The 15876-nt window shown below is 60.4% G+C and carries 15 protein-coding genes; 11 read left to right on the forward strand and 4 right to left on the reverse strand.

Annotated elements, in window-relative coordinates; all coding sequences use genetic code 11:
- The 3 genes from FHT97_RS22785 to FHT97_RS22795 form a co-directional block, all read right to left on the reverse strand.
- On the reverse strand, nt 1-1608 hold the full coding sequence (locus FHT97_RS22785; RefSeq protein ID WP_183864355.1) for a carboxyl transferase domain-containing protein: 1608 nt from the start codon (nt 1606-1608) through the stop codon (nt 1-3).
- A 35-nt stretch (nt 1609-1643) separates the two neighbouring features.
- Nucleotides 1644-2807, reverse strand: coding sequence for an isovaleryl-CoA dehydrogenase (locus FHT97_RS22790; RefSeq protein WP_183864356.1), 1164 nt, complete (start codon nt 2805-2807; stop codon nt 1644-1646).
- Between the two features lie 454 nt (nt 2808-3261).
- Complete coding sequence (locus tag FHT97_RS22795) at nt 3262-3576, reverse strand: DUF6074 family protein (RefSeq protein WP_183754983.1); 315 nt, start codon at nt 3574-3576, stop codon at nt 3262-3264.
- 237 nt (nt 3577-3813) lie between these two features.
- On the opposite strand from FHT97_RS22795, the gene FHT97_RS22800 reads away from it, so the two are divergent.
- The 11 genes from FHT97_RS22800 to FHT97_RS22850 all read left to right on the forward strand — a co-directional run bounded on the left by FHT97_RS22800 (nt 3814) and on the right by FHT97_RS22850 (nt 15076).
- Nucleotides 3814-4458 carry a lysophospholipid acyltransferase family protein gene (locus FHT97_RS22800; RefSeq protein WP_183864429.1) on the forward strand — a complete coding sequence of 215 codons (645 nt, stop codon included), beginning with the start codon at nt 3814-3816 and terminating at the stop codon, nt 4456-4458.
- Nucleotides 4455-5405, forward strand: coding sequence for a phosphatidate cytidylyltransferase (locus FHT97_RS22805; RefSeq protein WP_183864357.1), 951 nt, complete (start codon nt 4455-4457; stop codon nt 5403-5405). Before FHT97_RS22800 ends, FHT97_RS22805 begins: the two co-directional genes overlap by 4 nt.
- Nucleotides 5402-5794, forward strand: a complete 393-nt coding sequence (locus FHT97_RS22810; protein WP_183864358.1) for a hypothetical protein — start codon at nt 5402-5404, stop codon at nt 5792-5794. Before FHT97_RS22805 ends, FHT97_RS22810 begins: the two co-directional genes overlap by 4 nt.
- Nucleotides 5791-6435 carry a CDP-alcohol phosphatidyltransferase family protein gene (locus FHT97_RS22815; protein ID WP_183864359.1) on the forward strand — a complete coding sequence of 215 codons (645 nt, stop codon included), beginning with the start codon at nt 5791-5793 and terminating at the stop codon, nt 6433-6435. The genes FHT97_RS22810 and FHT97_RS22815 overlap by 4 nt, the downstream gene beginning before the upstream one ends.
- A 435-nt stretch (nt 6436-6870) precedes the next feature.
- Entirely contained in the window at nt 6871-6960 is a 90-nt protein-coding gene (locus tag FHT97_RS22820) for a K(+)-transporting ATPase subunit F (protein WP_183754975.1), read from the forward strand.
- Nucleotides 6961-7022: 62 nt separating this feature from the next.
- Entirely contained in the window at nt 7023-8726 is a 1704-nt protein-coding gene (gene kdpA / locus FHT97_RS22825; protein WP_183864360.1) for a potassium-transporting ATPase subunit KdpA, read from the forward strand.
- Nucleotides 8727-8736: 10 nt separating this feature from the next.
- The gene (locus FHT97_RS22830; RefSeq protein WP_183754971.1) at nt 8737-8892 is read left to right on the forward strand and encodes a hypothetical protein; all 156 of its coding nucleotides are present in this window, start codon (nt 8737-8739) and stop codon (nt 8890-8892) included.
- Between the two features lie 42 nt (nt 8893-8934).
- Nucleotides 8935-11022 carry a potassium-transporting ATPase subunit KdpB gene (gene kdpB / locus FHT97_RS22835; protein WP_183864361.1) on the forward strand — a complete coding sequence of 696 codons (2088 nt, stop codon included), beginning with the start codon at nt 8935-8937 and terminating at the stop codon, nt 11020-11022.
- 12 nt (nt 11023-11034) lie between these two features.
- Nucleotides 11035-11604: a potassium-transporting ATPase subunit KdpC gene (gene kdpC, locus FHT97_RS22840; RefSeq protein ID WP_183864362.1), complete on the forward strand. Its 570-nt coding sequence runs from the start codon at nt 11035-11037 to the stop codon at nt 11602-11604.
- A 62-nt stretch (nt 11605-11666) separates the two neighbouring features.
- Nucleotides 11667-14375 carry a sensor histidine kinase KdpD gene (locus FHT97_RS22845; RefSeq protein WP_183864363.1) on the forward strand — a complete coding sequence of 903 codons (2709 nt, stop codon included), beginning with the start codon at nt 11667-11669 and terminating at the stop codon, nt 14373-14375.
- Nucleotides 14372-15076 carry a response regulator transcription factor gene (locus FHT97_RS22850; protein ID WP_183864364.1) on the forward strand — a complete coding sequence of 235 codons (705 nt, stop codon included), beginning with the start codon at nt 14372-14374 and terminating at the stop codon, nt 15074-15076. Before FHT97_RS22845 ends, FHT97_RS22850 begins: the two co-directional genes overlap by 4 nt.
- A 6-nt stretch (nt 15077-15082) precedes the next feature.
- Here FHT97_RS22850 and FHT97_RS22855 read toward each other — a convergent pair whose 3' ends face one another.
- Nucleotides 15083-15865, reverse strand: coding sequence for a class I SAM-dependent methyltransferase (locus FHT97_RS22855; RefSeq protein WP_183754961.1), 783 nt, complete (start codon nt 15863-15865; stop codon nt 15083-15085).
- Between the last annotated feature and the right edge of the window lie 11 nt (nt 15866-15876).

A 15876-nucleotide genomic window follows, 5' to 3' on the forward strand; every position in this document is an offset into this window, starting at 1 on the left:
TCACATCCGGAACAGGCCGAAGCGCGTCTCTTCAATCGGCGCATTCAGCGCCGCAGACAGCGAGAGACCGAGCACATCGCGGCTCTTTGCCGGATCGATCACCCCGTCGTCCCAGAGCCGCGCCGACGCGTAGAGCGGATGGCTCTGCCGTTCGAAGAGATCGAGCACCGGCTGCTTGAAACTGCTCTCCTCCTCTGGCGACCAGGGCGTGCCGGCGCGGGAAAGCGCCTCTCCCCGCACAGTCGCGAGCACGCCTGCCGCCTGCTCTCCACCCATGACCGAGATGCGGCTGTTCGGCCATGTCCAGAGAAAGCGCGGCGAGAAGGCGCGACCCGCCATGCCGTAATTGCCCGCCCCAAAGGAACCGCCAACCAGCATCGTTACCTTCGGCACACCTGTTGTTGCGACGGCGGTAACGAGCTTCGCGCCATTCTTCGCAATGCCTTCGGTTTCGTATTTGCGGCCCACCATGAAGCCCGTGATGTTCTGCAGGAAGACCAGCGGTATCCTGCGCTGCGAGCAGAGTTCAACGAAATGAGCGCCCTTCAGGGCCGATTCCGAAAACAGCACCCCGTTATTGGCGACAATGCCCACCGGGATACCGTGGACATGGGCGAAGCCGCAGACCAACGTCGTCCCATAACGTGCCTTGAATTCATCGAAGCGCGAGCCGTCGACGATACGGGCAATGACCTCGCGCACGTCATAGGGCACGCGCAAGTCGGCCGGAACGATCCCTGCGATTTCCGCGGGATCGAACAATGGCGCCTCGACCGCTTGGCGCTCGACGCCACCCGCCTTGGATCGATTGAGGTTGGAGACAGCACGCCTCGCCAGCGCCAGCGCATGTCCGTCATCGCGCGCAAGATGGTCCGCTACACCGGAGAGCCTTGTGTGCACATCGCCGCCACCGAGATCCTCGGCCGAGACGACTTCACCGGTTGCTGCCTTGACCAGTGGCGGGCCGGCAAGAAAAATCGTTCCCTGCCCCTCGACGATGATCGCCTCGTCGGACATGGCCGGTACATAGGCACCGCCTGCCGTACACGAGCCCATGACGACGGCAATCTGCGGAACTCCTGCCGCCGACATATTGGCCTGATTGTAGAATATCCGGCCGAAATGATCGCGATCAGGGAACACCTCGTCCTGGTTCGGCAGGTTCGCGCCGCCGGAATCCACCAGGTAGATGCAAGGCAGATTGTTCTGAGCTGCAACTTCCTGCGCACGCAGGTGCTTCTTCACCGTCATCGGAAAGTAGGTGCCGCCTTTGACCGTCGCATCGTTGCAGACGATCATGCAATCGCGCCCTGAAACCCGGCCGATGCCGGTAATCAGGCCGGCACCGGGAGCCTCGTTGCCGTACATGCCGTGCGCTGCGGTCAACCCGATCTCGAGAAACGGTGTAGCCGGATCGAGCAGGGCTGCGATCCGATCGCGCGGTAGCATCTTGCCGCGGGCGACATGGCGCTCGCGCGCTGCAGGTCCGCCGCCATTTGCGGCGCTCACGGCCGCCTCTTCGATAGCGCGGATCGCTTCGGCCATTGCCGCGCGATTTGTCCTGAAGCTCTCCGAATTCGTCGAAATCTGCGACTTCAAAACCGTCATTGGTCACCAGCATGGTTGTCGGATGAACGTTCGGATCAGGCTGTTTCGGCAAAGAGCTCGCGGCCGATCAGCATGCGTCTGATTTCAGAGGTTCCGGCACCGATCTCATAGAGTTTGGCATCGCGAAGCAGGCGGGCGGCAGGATAGTCGTTCGTATAGCCATTGCCGCCAAGTGCCTGGATCGTTTCGAGGGCCAGAAGCGTTGCCTTCTCCGCGGCATAGAGGATGCAGCCGGCAGCATCCTTGCGTGTCGTCTCGCCGCGATCGCAAGCGGACGCCACCGCATAGACATAGGCGCGTGCCGTGTTCATGGTGACGTACATGTCGGCGAGCTTGCCCTGCATCAGCTGGAATTCGCCGATCGCCTGGCCGAATTGCTTTCGCTCATGAAGATAGGGCACGACGACATCCATGCACGCCGCCATGATGCCGATCGGCCCAGCGGAAAGGACGACGCGCTCATAGTCGAGCCCCGACATCAGAACGCGTGCCCCGCCACCGAGAGCACCAAGGACATTTGCCTCGGGAACCTCACACTCCTCGAAGATCAATTCGCAGGTATTGGAACCGCGCATGCCGAGCTTGTCGAGCTTCGGGCCGGTTGAAAAGCCCTTGAAGGCCTTCTCGACGAGGAAAGCGGTGATGCCGCGCGGTCCCGCATCGGGGTCTGTCTTCGCATAGACAACCAGCACATCCGCATCCGGGCCGTTGGTGATCCACATCTTGTTGCCATTGAGAACGTAGCTGTCGCCGCGCTTCTCCGCTCGAAGCTTCATCGAAACGACGTCCGACCCGGCACCCGGCTCCGACATGGCAAGCGCACCGACATGCTCGCCGGAAATAAGCTTCGGCAGATAGTTTGACTTCTGCGCTTCCGTTCCATTGCGGCTGATCTGGTTAACGCAGAGATTGGAGTGCGCGCCGTAGCTGAGCCCAACCGAAGCTGAAGCGCGGCTGATTTCCTCCATCGCAACGCAATGGGCCAAGTATCCTAAGCCGGCGCCGCCATAAGCCTCTTCGGCCGTAATCCCAAGCAGTCCCATGTTGCCCATCTCGCGCCAGAGCGGCGCTGGGAAACTGTTGCTGCTGTCAGTCTCGGCTGCCAGCGGCGCGATGCGCTCCGTCGCGAAACGCCGAACGCTGTCGCGGAGCGCCTCGATCTCGTCCGCCAGACCAAATCTCAAACCACCGGAATACATGCCTTCCCTCCCAAGTCCGGCGCGCGGTTACCGCAGCGTCCGGCATGCGTGTGTCGTTATTTTCCCGTCATTGTTTTCACGCGCGTATCTGGTCGGCAGCTCCTCCACTGCCGGTCGGCCCTATAAATTTCGTTGAAGAACGCAAAAATGGCAAGCATTTCCGATCGGCCAGACAATTCTGACCGCCAGCTTGCTCCCGCGAATATCCGATAGATCTGCCGCCGGCATATGCCCTTCCTCCCGAGATAGGCAACGACCTGAATACGCGCAGGATCTGTACAGATTCGCGCGAGAACGAAGGGATGCTAGCACCGGGCGCGCGGAATTTCTGAACCAAGACGGTTCATCTCGCGCATAATTTGGAAAGATTTTGTCGTCGGGACGACGCGTTCAACCGCAAGGGTTGTCCGACAAAGCGGCAGCCCAAATGCGGCTGGAACCGATCGTGATGCGGTCAGCGCTTGATGGCGCGGCCACTGCGGCTTTCGGCAATTGCCCGCACTTGATGCCGGCGAACCAGCTCAGCCTGGACCTCGGCTTGGAATGTCATGACCTGGTTACGGACCTCGTCGTCGGAGCAGCCAAACGACGTCAGCTCAGCGGCGAGCCGGCGGCACTCGGTCTTCCAGAAGGTGACTGCTTCCTCGCCATGGCGGCGATCCAGTTCGGCCGCGCACCGTTCGATGTCACCGGCGCGCGAAGCGACCGGGAAAAGCACGATCTCGCTCGTCGTCATTGCTTGCAGAGTTTTGTTTGACTGTACTGTCATCGACTCATTCCGTTGCGTCCGACTCATTCCTAGCTGACCATGGTTAACGCTTTCCTTTTCATACTCGACAAAGTCACCCGTTCGGTTCGTCGCACATCATGCCAGCTCCAGTTGAAGGGTGGATATGGGAGTATTAAGCCCCCAATCACTTCCGCCATAGGCAGGACTTCCGGATAGCCAAAAATGTCGCTAGGTTTTGCAGACTGCTTTGTCGGTGCAGCGGGGGGCTGGAAATCGGTGAGGAGGATAATCGCGAAGCCTGTCGCGGCGGCCATCGTGGTATTCGCGCGTGCAATAACGGCCGTACGCGCCATCTGGTCGAATGACGGTATTCCCGACGGACAGTGTGTTTATTTCGCCAACCACTCCAGTCATGGCGATTTCATTCTTGTCTGGACCGTCCTGCCGCCAAGCTTGCGGCGGCGAACACGCCCCGTTGCCGGCGCGGAGTATTGGCTAAAGTCGTCGTTCAACCGCTTCATCGGCCGCGATGTCTTTGACGCTGTGCTTATCGAGCGGGATCGCGAGAGGCGCACACGTGATCCGATTGAAGTCATGGCGGAGGTCATTGATTCCGGCGCGTCGTTGATTCTCTTTCCCGAAGGCACACGCAACCAGACGGATGCGCAGCTATTGCCGTTCAAAAGCGGTCTTTTCCATCTTGCCTCGGCCCGACCGGACATTCAGCTCGTGCCGGTCTGGATCAACAATCTCAATCGCGTCATGCCCAAGGGTGAGATTGTCCCGATCCCCTTGATCTGCACGGTGACCTTCGGCAACGCCATACAACTTGAAGCCGGCGAGAATAAAGAGACCTTCCTGGGCAGGGCGCGTACGGCACTGCTCGATCTGTCACCAACGCACCCAGGCGGCAAAGAATGAACGCAGCGAACTCCGATCTGTGGACGCTCGTCCTCGGCATTTTCACGCTCCTCATCGTTTCCTCGACCATCGGCTACCTGTTGCAGCGGCGACTGCCGGCCGGTCAGTCGAATGCCGCGATCGAGAATCTGAATGCACGCATCAAGGCGTGGTGGATCATGGTCATCCTGATAGGCCTCGCCTTTCTTGCCGGTAGGATTGGCGTGCTGCTGCTGTTTGGCTTTTGCTCTTTCGCGGCGCTACGCGAGTTCATCACCCTGACCGACACCAAGCGCGCCGACCACTGGGCCCTCGCGGCCGCTTTCTTCATCGTCCTACCGCTTCAGTATTGGCTGTTGTGGGAGAGACAATACGGCATCTTCTCGATCTTCATCCCGGTCTACGCATTCCTTTTGATGCCGATCATCTCCGTCCTGCGTGGCGATACCGAACGCTTCCTCATCCGCATCGCCGAAGTTCAATGGGCGTTGATGATCTGCGTTTTCTGCGCCTCCCACGTTCCGGCGCTGCTGACCTTGACGATCCCGGGCTACGAAGGGCGCAACGTTCTTCTGATCGCCTTCCTGGTGATCATCGTGCAGCTCAGCGATGTCCTGCAATATGTCTGGGGCAAGCTGTTCGGCCGAACGAAGATCGCGCCAAGCCTGTCCCCTTCGAAGACCGTGGAAGGCTTTGTCGGCGGCGTGGCCAGCGCCACATTGATCGGTGCTGCCTTGTGGTGGATTACGCCATTTACGCCATTTCAAGCCGGGGTCATGGCTTTCGTTATCACGATGATGGGGTTCTTCGGCGGCCTCGTCATGTCAGCCATCAAGCGAGATCGCGGCGTCAAGGATTGGGGCCACCTGATCGAAGGTCATGGCGGATTGATCGACCGGCTCGACTCCGTGGTCTTTTCCGCACCGATCTTCTTTCACATCGTTCGCTACTGGTGGTCGACCACATGATGGCGTTGGCACGTCGCCTGGCCCAAAGCAGTGTGACTCACGTACTCTTCGCATTCGTCGCCATGGGCGGCTGGGCGGTCCTCGCCAACGGTAACCATCCGCTGCAACAGGCCCTGCTGGCCGGCTTTGTACAAGGCGGACTCTCAGCCTGTCTTACCTTGTTTCTCAAGACCGTGATCGAGTGGCTCTCGAAGCAGTTTAAGGGGCGCGCCAGGCTCTGGGCGCCGCCATTGATTGCATGCCTCGCCTCGACTGGCGTGCTGATCTCGATCCATGCCTTGAGCGGCACGCCGGAAATCCTGAAGACCATAGCGGTGCCACTGGCCGTTTCGACGAGCTATGCGGCCATCTACAACTACTTTCTCTACCAAAAGGGGATTGGGGCATGACGGAAACGGGCGATCGGCGGCCGCTGGCAAGCAGAGACACGCAATGGGCAAAGCGCATTGCGCAGTGGCTAGCGTCACGGTCGATCATGCCGAACCAGATTTCGCAGGCGAGCATGATCGCGGCGGCGCTGGCCGGCGGCTCCTTTTGCCTTGCCGGATTTGAGATCGGATGGATCCGGGTCGTCGTCCTCGTTCTCGCGGCCGCCTTCTGCCAATTACGGCTGCTGTGCAACCTCTTCGATGGCATGGTTGCCGTCGAAGGCGGCAAAGGCGCTTCTGACGGACCATTCTGGAACGAATTCCCGGACCGCATCGCCGATATCATGATCCTGGTCGGCGTGGGGTATGGCGTTGGATCCCCTGGCCTCGGTTGGGCAGCAGCCGCCTTTGCGGTGTTGACCGCCTATGTTCGCGAGCTCGGACGAGCAACGGGGACGCCGAGCGACTTCTCAGGCCCGATGGCAAAGCAGCACCGAATGGCGACGATTACGGCCGCGGCGGTTCTCTCTATCCTCGAGCCGCTGTGGAACGGGCACAATCAAGTCTTGCAGGCAGGCCTCTGGCTGATCGCGATCGGCGCCGCCTTCACAGCATTGCGGCGAGGCAGAAATATCGTTCGAAGCCTGAAGGCTGGTCGCTGATGAGATCTGCTCATTCGTCTTCAAGCGTACCGAAAAGCCGGAAAGTGCGCTTTGCAGCCGTGCGGCCGGGCAATAGAACAACGGCGCCGCTTCTTCTTTTCCCCGAAGCGGCCTAGGACTAGCCTCGCTTCGGCGAGGCATTTTTCTTTCCCGTATTTATAAGATTTTTATATCCGCGGCCCGCCGCCAATCTCGAACGCTTATGCGCTTCAGCCGCATATTAATGTCCGAGAGATCCAAGGGATCATCTCCACGCCAGAAAGCATGAAAGGTGCCATCCGGTGGGTGGCGCCCTTTGTCTTGTCTGACTCCAGAAGAACAACAGGAGTCAAGATCGATGATGGACATAGTTCTACTCGCCACAGCAATCGTATTTTTCGCTCTGTGCTTTGCCTACACCAAAGCCTGCGACCGGCTCTGACCGGAGGAAGCGCCATGATCCTCGACTATATTCTCAGCGGTGCCGTCACCGTGTTCCTCACGGTATACCTCACCTACGCTCTCATTCGCCCCGAACGCTTCTAGCATCGCGTGCCTCTCCCAGCGCGCAACAGGTGGAACCAATCGGGTATTGAAAGTTACCTCCCATGACCCTCAACGGATGGCTTCAGATTCTGCTGTTCTGCGGAATCCTCATCGTGCTCGTCAAACCGCTCGGCGGTTACATGACGCGCGTCTTCAATGGCGAACGCACGTTTCTCTCACCGGTCCTCGTTCCAATAGAGCGGGGACTTTACGCGCTGGCCGGCACCAGCGAACGCGAAGAACAGCATTGGACGTCGTACGCCTTCGCCATGCTGATGTTCAACCTGCTCGGCACGCTCGTCCTCTATGCGCTGCTGCGCATGCAGGACGTCTTGCCGCTGAATCCAGCTGGAATGGCTGCCGTCGGCCCCGAACTCTCTTTCAACACTGCAACAAGCTTCGTCGCCAATACCAACTGGCAGAACTACGGCGGCGAAAGCACGATGTCCTATCTCACGCAAATGGCGGGCCTGACCGTGCAGAACTTCGTATCTGCGGCCACCGGCATGGCGATCGCCATCGGCCTGATCCGCGCATTTTCGCGCGCATCCGGCAAGGTAATCGGCAATTTCTGGGTCGACATGGTACGTAGCACACTCTACGTCCTCCTGCCGATCTGCATCGTGCTGACGCTGGTCTATGTCTATCTTGGCGTGCCGCAAACCCTCGGTCCCTATGTCGACGCGATGACCCTCGAGGGCGCCAAGCAGACGATCGCTCTCGGCCCTGTCGCCTCGCAGCTTGCCATCAAGATGCTCGGCACCAACGGCGGCGGCTTCTTCAACGTCAACTCGGCGCATCCGTTCGAGAACCCCGACAACATCTCGAACATGATCCAGATGGTATCGATCTTCGCAATCGGCGCCGCCTTCACCAACGTCTTCGGCCGCATGGTCGGCAACCAGCGCCAGGGCTGGGCGATCCTCGCCACCATGGGCATCCTGTTCATCGCCGGCGTGGCTGTTACCTACTGGGCAGAAGCCGCCGGCAATCCGCTGATGCATGCCTTTGGCCTGCAAGGCGGCAACATGGAAGGCAAGGAAGTTCGCTTCGGCGTCGCCATATCCTCGCTCTTCGCGGTCATAACGACGGCTGCCTCATGCGGTGCGGTTAACGCGATGCACGGCAGCTTCACTGCGCTCGGCGGCTTGATCCCGCTCATCAACATGCAGCTTGGCGAAGTCATCGTCGGCGGCGTTGGGGCTGGCTTCTACGGCATCCTGCTCTTCATCATCATCGCGATCTTCGTGGCTGGCCTGATGGTCGGCCGTACGCCGGAATATCTTGGCAAGAAGATCGAAGCCAAGGAGATGAAGATGGCGGTGCTTGCCATCCTTTGCCTGCCGCTCGCCATGCTTGTCTTCACCGCGATATCGAGCGTTTTGCCGTCGGCCGTTGCCTCGATCGGCACGGCAGGTCCGCACGGCTTCTCGGAGATTCTGTATGCCTATACCTCGGCCGCCGCCAACAACGGCTCGGCCTTCGGCGGGCTGACCGGCAACACACCTTGGTACAACATCACGCTCGGCCTCGGCATGCTGATGGGCCGCTTCCTTGTAATCGTCCCGGCGCTCGCAATCGCCGGCTCCCTGGTCGCCAAGAAGACCGTCCCCGCCTCGGCAGGCACGTTTCCGACAGATGGCTTGCTCTTCGTGGGCCTTCTGACCGGCACGATCCTGATCGTCGGCGGCCTGACCTTCTTCCCGGCGCTGGCGCTTGGCCCGGTCGTCGAGCACCTGGTCATGATCGCCGGCCAGACCTTCTGAGGTGGACGCAATGATCCTTCGTCACAAGCTTCGCAAATCCTTCAACGCACGTCCCGGTTCGCCGGGACGTGACAGCCAGCGCATGACCCGCGCCTCCGACATCATTCTGGTGATGCTCGCCGGGCTCCTCGTCATCGTCGCGGTTTTTCGGATCCTACACGGCTGATCGCCACAACGGTCGCCTTACTCTTTCAAGCTGGAGTCTCTTATGAGCCAGGCAAAATCAGCGAGCATCATGGATTCTCGCATTCTCATTCCGGCCGTGGGCGCCGCCTTCAAGAAGCTGAACCCACGCACCCTTGCCAAAAATCCCGTGATGTTCGTCGTGGCGACGGTTTCGGCGCTAACGACGATCCTGTTCGTCCGCGATCTCGTCAGCGGCGGCGGAAATCTCGGCTTCTCGTTCCAGATCAACCTCTGGCTCTGGTTCACCGTGCTTTTTGCCAACTTCGCCGAAGCCGTCGCCGAGGGCCGCGGTAAGGCACAGGCGGACTCTCTGCGCAAGGCCCGCACCGAAACCCAGGCAAAGCTCCTGACGGCCAATAACGGCACCGGCTATCGCCTGGTCCCGGGCACGAGCCTGAAGGTGGGCGACCTCGTCCTCGTCGAGGCTGGCGATATCATTCCCTCTGATGGCGAAGTCATCGAGGGTGTCGCATCCGTCAACGAAGCTGCCATCACCGGCGAATCGGCTCCGGTCATTCGCGAGTCCGGCGGCGACCGTTCGGCCGTTACCGGTGGCACACAGGTGTTGTCGGATTGGATTCGTGTCCGTATCAGCGCTGCGGCGGGCCATACCTTCCTCGATCGCATGATTTCGCTCGTCGAAGGCGCGGAACGTCAGAAAACCCCCAATGAGATCGCGCTCAACATTTTGCTCGCGGGCATGACGCTGATCTTCGTTCTGGCCACCGCCACGATCCCGAGCTTTGCAAGCTACGCTGGCGGCTCTATTCCGATCATCATCCTCGTCGCTCTCTTCGTGACCCTGATCCCGACCACAATCGGCGCCCTTCTCTCGGCGATCGGCATTGCCGGCATGGACCGTCTCGTGCGCTTCAACGTACTTGCCATGTCCGGCCGTGCCGTCGAAGCAGCCGGTGACGTCGACACACTGCTGCTTGACAAGACCGGAACGATCACTCTCGGCAACCGCCAGGCGACAACATTCCGCCCGGTCCGCGGCGTCACCGAACAGGACCTCGCCGATGCGGCGCAGCTTGCTTCGCTGGCCGACGAAACACCGGAAGGCCGCTCGATCGTCGTGCTCGCCAAGGAAAAGTACGGTATCCGCGGTCGCGATATGACGAGCCTGAAGGCGACCTTCGTGCCCTTTACTGCCCAGACGCGCATGAGCGGCGTCGATGTCGAGGGCTCGTCCATCCGCAAAGGCGCGGTGGATGCCGTGCTTGCCTACGTGGGCGCCGCACCAGCGCCGGTTTCCGGCAATGCGGCCGTCGCCATTCGCAGCAACCCCGAGGTCGTGCGGGAACTGCAGGCAATCGCCGATGAGATCGCCAAGCAAGGCGGCACCCCGCTGGCTGTTGCTCGCGACGGACGCCTTCTCGGCATCGTCCAGCTGAAGGACATCGTCAAGGGCGGGATTCGCGAGCGCTTCACCGAATTGCGGCGGATGGGCATCCGCACGGTGATGATCACCGGTGACAATCCCATGACTGCTGCCGCTATTGCCGCGGAGGCAGGCGTCGACGACTTCCTTGCCCAAGCCACGCCTGAGAACAAGCTGTCGCTGATCCGCGAGGAGCAGGCCAAGGGCAAGCTGGTCGCAATGTGCGGCGATGGCACGAACGATGCCCCTGCCCTTGCCCAGGCCGACGTCGGCGTTGCCATGAACACCGGCACGGTCGCGGCCCGCGAAGCCGGCAACATGGTCGACCTCGACAGCGATCCGACCAAGCTCATCGAAATCGTCGAAATCGGCAAACAGCTGCTGATGACGCGCGGTGCGCTGACGACCTTCTCCATCGCCAACGACATCGCCAAGTACTTCGCAATCATTCCGGCGATGTTCCTGGCCTTCTACCCGCAGCTTGGTGTGCTGAACATCATGGGCCTCGCCACGCCGCAAAGCGCCATCCTGTCGGCGATCATCTTCAACGCGCTGATCATCGTCGCGCTGATCCCGCTCTCGCTCAAAGGCGTGAAATATCGCGCGATCGGCGCCGGCGCGCTGTTGTCCCGCAACCTGCTTATCTACGGTGTCGGCGGCATCATCGTCCCCTTCATCGGCATCAAGGCGATCGACATGGTCATTACGGCCATCGGTCTCGCCTAAGGAGTTGACATCATGTTGAAAGAACTTCGTCCGGCAATCGTCATGATCATTGCCACCACAGCAATCACTGGCCTGCTTTACCCGCTCGCCATGACCGGCGCCGCGCAGGCACTCTTCCCGGCGCAAGCAAATGGCAGCCTGATCGAAAAGGACGGCAAGGTGATCGGATCAACACTGATCGGCCAGGCGTTCACCAGCGACAAATATTTCCACGGCCGTCCCTCGGCCGCAGGCGATGGATACAACGCCGCCGCGTCTTCGGGCTCGAACCTTGGCCCGACGAGCCAGAAGCTGCTTGATCGCGTAAAGACTGACTACGAGGCGGCAAAAGCGACCAACCCGAATGCGGAGGTTCCGATCGATCTCGTGACCGCCTCCGGCAGCGGCCTCGATCCGCACATCTCGCCGGAAGCCGCCTACTTCCAGATACCACGCGTCGCCAAGGCACGTGGGATCGATGAGAGCAAGCTCAAGACGATTGTCGATGCCGCCGTCGAGCACCCTGAACTAGGGATTCTCGGCGAAGCGACCGTCAATGTGCTGGCATTGAACCAGTCCCTTGATGCTTCTATGTCTGAGTAAGGTCAAAAGCCCCGGGCGCCTATGTGCACCCGGGGCTTGCTCGTCAAGGAAAGATAAAACGCATGCCGGAAGACAACCGCGACACGGTTGGAAGGCCCTCGCCCGATGCGCTGCTCGAGAAAGCGCGTCAGGAGACCCGCGGCCGACTGAAGATCTTCCTCGGCGCCGCGCCCGGCGTAGGCAAGACTTATGAGATGCTGGAATCGGGCCGCGCCAAGATGTCCGATGGCGTCGACGTGGTCATCGGCATCGTCGAGACTCACGGACGCAAGGAAACGCAGGCGCTCGTCAACGGCTTCGAAGTCATTCCCCGCGTCAAGATTGACTACAAGGGGCGTCCTCTCGAGGAAATGGATATCGATGCTATTCTTGCGCGCAGACCCTCTCTTGTTCTGGTCGACGAACTCGCCCATACCAACGCCGAAGGCAGTCGGCATCCGAAACGCTATCTCGACGTCAAGGAGCTGCTCGATCGCGGCATCGACGTCTATACGACGCTGAACATCCAACACGTTGAAAGCCTGAATGACGTCGTCTCGCAGATCACGCGCATCCGCGTACGCGAGACAGTGCCAGACTCTGTCATCGATATGGCCGATGACGTCGAGATCATCGATCTCACGCCGGAAGACCTGATCAAGCGGCTGCACGACGGCAAGGTCTATGTCCCAAAGACCGCCGAAAAAGCCCTCACGAATTATTTCACCGCCGGAAACCTCACCGCGCTCCGCGAACTCGCGTTGCGCAAAACCGCACAGCGCGTGGACGACCAGCTTCTGACCCACATGCAGGCACACGCCATCGCTGGCCCTTGGGCCGCCGGCGAAAGGGTGCTTGTATCCATCGATCAGCATGCGCGCTCAGCTTCGCTGGTACGCTACGCGTCCCGAATGGCCTCCCGGCTGCGCGCACCGTGGGCGGCCGTCTATATCGAGACCAATCAATCGATCAGCCTGACCGAGGCCGACCGCGACACGATTGCGGCAACGCTGCGCCTAGCCGAACAGCTCGGCGGCGAGGCCCTCACCATTCCCGGTCGCGAGGTGTCGGAAGAGCTGGTCCGTCACGCCGCCGCCAACAATGTGACTCACATCGTCATCGGCGCTCCAAGCAAGCCGACCTGGCGGGACTGGCTTCACCGCTCCATTGCCGACGATCTGATCCGAACATCGGGCAACATCAGCGTCCACGTCATTTCCGGCAGCGAGAAGGATGGAACGTCTGCACGCGGTGTGAAAGCCGCTCCGTCGTCCCCTGCCTTCAATATCCAGCCATACGTCTCCGCCACAGCCTATGTGGCGATCGCGCTCATCGCAGGCGTTGTGCTTGATCAGGTTCTTGACGTCCGCAACCTTGCCCTCGTGTTCCTGATGGCAGTCCTCACCGCGGCCGTCATTCACGGGCTACGTCCGGCGCTCTACACCTGCGTCCTCAGCGCGCTATCCTTCAATTTCTTCTTCCTGCCGCCCCGTTATACGCTGACGATCAATGATCCGGAAAGCGTGCTGGCGTTGTTCTTCTTCCTGGGCGTTGCCGTTATCGCGAGCAATCTGACGGCAACGGTTCAACGCCAGGCCGCGGCTGCCCGACAGCGCGCCAGAACGACGGAAGACCTCTACCTCTTCTCGAAGAAGCTGGCCGGCACCGGCACACTGGACGACGTTCTCTGGGCCACGGCATTCCAGCTCGCCTCGATGCTCAAGGTCCGAGTCGTTCTGCTGCTGCCGGAAGGAGGCACCATTGCCGTCAAAGCCGGCTACCCGCCGGACGACACCCTCGATGAGGCAGATATTGCCGCCGCCCGGTGGGCGTGGGAGCACAACCACGCCGCCGGCCGCGGTGCAGACACTCTGCCCGGTGCCAAGCGTCTCTACGTGCCGCTGCGAACCGGACGCGCGGCCGTCGGCGTGATCGGCCTGGACAATGACCGGCGAGACGGGCCGTTGCTGACACCTGAGCAACAGCGTCTTCTCGACGCGCTGGCGGACCAGGCCGCTCTTGCGATTGAACGCATTCAACTCGTGGCAGACGTTGATCGCGCAAAACTCGCCGCCGAAGCCGATCGCTTGCGCTCGGCCCTCCTGACGTCGATCTCACACGACCTGAAGACACCGCTGGCCGCGATCCTTGGCGCGGCAGGCACGTTGCGTGATTATCTCGATTCCATGCCTCCGGAAGATCGTGTCGATCTTCTGTCGACCGTCATCGATGAATCGGAACGGCTGAACCGCTTTATCGCCAACCTCCTCGACATGACGAAAATCGAATCCGGCGCAATGGAACCGAACTACGCGCTGCACTATCCCGGCGACATTGCCGGAAGCGCCCTGCGCCGTGCCGAGAAAATTCTCGCACACCACCAGACGGCGATAAGAATACCCGCCGACCTGCCTATGGTCCGCGTTGATCCCGTGCTGTTCGAGCAGGTACTTTTCAACCTGTTCGACAATGCTGCCAAATATGCCCCGGAAGGGTCATCGATCCGCATTGAAGCCTGGGCCGACGCATACAGTGTCATGATTCAGGTCTTGGACGAGGGGCCGGGTATTCCGCCGGCAGACGTGGATCGGGTCTTCGATACTTTCTATCGCGTGCGCAAAGGCGACCAGGTTCGCGCCGGAACCGGCCTCGGCTTGTCCATCTGTCGAGGTTTTGTCGAGGCCATGGGCGGCACGATAACGGCCGGAAACCGGAACGATCGCTCTGGCGCCGTCTTCACAATCCGTCTTCCGAGACCAACTGAAATTCCGAAATTGGATGAGCTCAAATGACCGGTTCAGCCGTAAAAATTCTCGTCGTCGACGACGAACCCCCGATCCGCAAGCTGCTTCGCGTCGGTTTAACCGCACAGGGTTACGAAGTGAACGAGGCGCCGAACGGCGCGACGGCCCTGCAATCGGCAAAAGACGATCCGCCGGATCTGATTGTGCTCGACCTTGGTCTGCCAGACAAATCGGGCCACGAACTATTGCAGGAATGGCGAGACGCGGGCCTCACCCTGCCAATCGTCATCCTTTCCAGCCGCACAGATGAAACCGGCATCGTCAATGCCCTCGAAGCGGGTGCAGATGATTATCTGACGAAGCCGTTTGGCATGAACGAACTCGGCGCCCGGCTACGCGTCGCCTTGCGCCACCGTCTACAACAGCAGGGTGAGCGGGCGATCTTCCAGGCCGGCGGCCTGTCCATCGATCTCGTCAAGCGCATCGTCAAGATCGACGGCCGGGAAATCAAACTCTCGCCGAAGGAATACGACATCCTGAGGGTCCTTGCCCAGCATGCCGGAAAGGTCCTGACGCACCAGTTCCTGCTGAAGCAGATCTGGGGGCCCGCCGCCGATGTCCAGTATCTGCGCGTCTACGTTCGCCAGCTGCGCCAGAAGATCGAACAGAGCCCTGATCAGCCACAATACATCACGACGGAAACCGGTGTCGGATACAGGTTGAAAGAAGCCGATCCGCCGCCGGCCTAAGTCGGTTCATCGGTACGCGCGCTCAGACCACGCTCGCATACCGAGCCCCACCATCACTTCGTAGGCGATGCGGCGGCGCATCGGATTGTGCAGTCGGATTGCCGTAGAACCCAGAAACTCGGTTTCAATGTGATCGAACGTCTTTAGCTCGGGCGAAGTCTTGATCGTCTGCGCGTAAAATTCATGGAACGGCCGACGGCAAACGTAAGTCTTGTATTTCGTCAGGCAGAAGACGGAATAGCGACCGGCCTCTTCACGCAGGAAGTCGGTCACGCCAGCAGTAACCTCGGGCCAGGCCGGATTGAACGTGTCGTCGAAAACGATGATGCCATGCTCGGCAAGCGACGCGGCGGCCAGGCGGCTATCAGCCTCGACATGGGGCAGCATGTGGCCACCATCGATGCTGAAGAAGCGAATCAGGCCGGCCCGCTCGATCACGTCCGCAGGCCGAAGCAGCGTGCTATCGCTCTTGATGACACGCTCTTCATCTACGGAAAGCCCGAGTTGGCGGCCACCCGCCGCAAAACGTTCATACTGCGTAAGACTATGATCCGGTTTGACGATGTCGAACGGATCGATAGCCACGATCTTCTCTCTGTCTCCGCAGATCTTTCGCAGGAGGAAGTAGGATCGGCCGTAGTAAACACCTATCTCGGCCAAGCCGCCTTGCAGGGAAGCTGATTGCTGGGAGCGCAAAATAGCAAGAAAGACCAGCGCGTCCGGCGGATCAATGTATCCTTCAATCGCTTGAAGATCATGGAATATGAATTTTCTGACCGATGAATTCATGGCACCGCGCC

Origin of the sequence: Rhizobium sp. BK399, assembly GCF_014194695.1 — a bacterium.
Taxonomy (GTDB): Bacteria; Pseudomonadota; Alphaproteobacteria; order Rhizobiales; family Rhizobiaceae; genus Rhizobium.

Bases quoted from the DNA above. Each gene is read 5' to 3' on its own strand.
- FHT97_RS22785 (WP_183864355.1), bottom strand. From the start codon at position 1,608: ATGACGGTTTTGAAGTCGCAGATTTCGACGAATTCGGAGAGCTTCAGG.
- FHT97_RS22790 (WP_183864356.1), bottom strand. From the start codon at position 2,807: ATGTATTCCGGTGGTTTGAGATTTGGTCTGGCGGACGAGATCGAGGCG.
- FHT97_RS22795 (WP_183754983.1), bottom strand. From the start codon at position 3,576: ATGACAGTACAGTCAAACAAAACTCTGCAAGCAATGACGACGAGCGAG.
- FHT97_RS22805 (WP_183864357.1), top strand. From the start codon at position 4,455: ATGAACGCAGCGAACTCCGATCTGTGGACGCTCGTCCTCGGCATTTTC.
- FHT97_RS22810 (WP_183864358.1), top strand. From the start codon at position 5,402: ATGATGGCGTTGGCACGTCGCCTGGCCCAAAGCAGTGTGACTCACGTA.
- FHT97_RS22815 (WP_183864359.1), top strand. From the start codon at position 5,791: ATGACGGAAACGGGCGATCGGCGGCCGCTGGCAAGCAGAGACACGCAA.
- FHT97_RS22820 (WP_183754975.1), top strand. From the start codon at position 6,871: ATGATCCTCGACTATATTCTCAGCGGTGCCGTCACCGTGTTCCTCACG.
- kdpA (WP_183864360.1), top strand. From the start codon at position 7,023: ATGACCCTCAACGGATGGCTTCAGATTCTGCTGTTCTGCGGAATCCTC.
- FHT97_RS22830 (WP_183754971.1), top strand. From the start codon at position 8,737: ATGATCCTTCGTCACAAGCTTCGCAAATCCTTCAACGCACGTCCCGGT.
- kdpB (WP_183864361.1), top strand. From the start codon at position 8,935: ATGAGCCAGGCAAAATCAGCGAGCATCATGGATTCTCGCATTCTCATT.
- kdpC (WP_183864362.1), top strand. From the start codon at position 11,035: ATGTTGAAAGAACTTCGTCCGGCAATCGTCATGATCATTGCCACCACA.
- FHT97_RS22845 (WP_183864363.1), top strand. From the start codon at position 11,667: ATGCCGGAAGACAACCGCGACACGGTTGGAAGGCCCTCGCCCGATGCG.
- FHT97_RS22850 (WP_183864364.1), top strand. From the start codon at position 14,372: ATGACCGGTTCAGCCGTAAAAATTCTCGTCGTCGACGACGAACCCCCG.
- FHT97_RS22855 (WP_183754961.1), bottom strand. From the start codon at position 15,865: ATGAATTCATCGGTCAGAAAATTCATATTCCATGATCTTCAAGCGATT.